Genomic DNA, 1,507 nt, shown 5'->3' on the forward strand with positions numbered 1-1,507 from the left:
CGGCACGGCCGGGCTCCTCGCGCTCGCCGCGACCTACGCGCTGCTCGTCGGGGGCGCGGTGCTCGCCGCCGTCGTCGGCGCGCGCCGCACGTCCGCCGTCACCGTCCTGCGGGAAGGGGAAGCATGACGACCACCACCCCGGAGATCCTGTGCGAGGACCTCGTGCGGATCTTCGTCACCGAGGGCGTCGAGGTGCAGGCGCTGCAAGGGCTCAACCTGCGCGTCGACGCGGGCGAGCTCGTGGCCGTCGTCGGCGCGTCCGGCTCGGGCAAGTCGACCCTGCTCACGATCCTGTCGGGCCTCGACCGGCCCACCGCCGGCACCGCGGTCGTCGCGGGCACGAACCTCGTGTCGATGGACGCGCGGCAGCGCCGCCGGTACCAGCGCGACGTCGTCGGGTTCGTCTGGCAGCAGACGTCGCGCAACCTCCTGCCGTACCTGACGGCGGCGGAGAACGTCGCGGTGCCGCTCGTCGTCGCGGGCACGGGCGGGCGGGCGGCGCGGGCCGCGGAGCTGCTCGACGTCATGGGCGTCGCGGACTGCCGCGACCGGCTGCCCGCGCAGATGTCGGGCGGTCAGCAGCAGCGCGTCGCGATCGCGACCGCGGTCGCCGCCTCCCCGCGCGTCCTGCTGGCCGACGAGCCGACGGGCGAGCTCGACGAGGCGACGTCCGCCGACGTCCTCGACGCGATGCGGCACGTCAACGCCGAGCTCGGCGTGACGACGCTCATCGTCACGCACGACCCGACGGTGTCCGAGCACGTGCACCGCACGGTGCAGATCCGCGACGGGCGCACGTCGACCGAGGTGCTGCGCCGCACCGAGCTCGGGGACGACGGCGTCGAGCGCCTGCACGCCGAGGAGTTCGCGGTGCTCGACAAGGTCGGGCGCCTGCAGCTGCCGCGCGAGGTCGTCGAGCGGCTCGACCTGCGCGACCGCGTGCGACTCGGCCTCGAGCCGGACCACGTGCGGGTCTCGCGCCACGACCACGTCCCGGGGACGCCCGACGACGCCGCACCCGAGGATGCCGCGGGCGACGGGACCGGCGACCGCGCGCGCGACGAGGAGGGACCGCGATGATCCGCGGCATCGGCCTGACCCGCACCTACGGCACCGGCGACGCGGTCGTGCACGCGCTGCGCGACGTCGACGTGCACGCCGCGCCCGGGGAGCTCGTCGTGGTCCGCGGACGCTCCGGGTCGGGCAAGACGTCGCTGCTCCACGTCCTGGGCGGCCTCGAGAAGCCCAGCGCGGGCCGCGTCGTCGTCGACGGCGCCGACCTCACCGCGCTCGACCCCGAGCAGGTCCTCGAGCTGCGCCGCACGCGCATCGCGTACGTGTTCCAGGCGTTCGGCCTGATCCCGGTCTTGTCGGCTGCGGAGAACGTCGAGGTCCCGCTGCGGATCCTGCGCACCGACCCCGCCGAGCGCGACCGCCGGGTGGCCGAGGCGCTCGCCGCGGTCGGGCTCCAGCGGCACGCCGCCCAGCGGCCCGCCGAGCTGTCCGG

2 protein-coding genes are annotated in these 1,507 nt (G+C 75.8%); both read left to right on the forward strand.

All coding sequences use genetic code 11. From position 1 onward, the window contains the following. Nucleotides 1-123: 123 nt before the first annotated feature. Nucleotides 124-1,080: an ABC transporter ATP-binding protein gene (locus tag HGA02_RS18975; RefSeq protein ID WP_168680902.1), complete on the forward strand. Its 957-nt coding sequence runs from the start codon at nt 124-126 to the stop codon at nt 1,078-1,080. Continuing rightward, on the forward strand, nt 1,077-1,507 hold a 431-nt coding region (locus HGA02_RS18980; RefSeq protein ID WP_168680914.1), incomplete at its 3' end, for an ABC transporter ATP-binding protein. The genes HGA02_RS18975 and HGA02_RS18980, both read left to right, overlap by 4 nt.

It is taken from the genome of Cellulomonas septica, assembly GCF_012396155.1.
In the GTDB taxonomy this organism is placed as follows: Bacteria; Actinomycetota; Actinomycetes; order Actinomycetales; family Cellulomonadaceae; genus Cellulomonas; species Cellulomonas septica.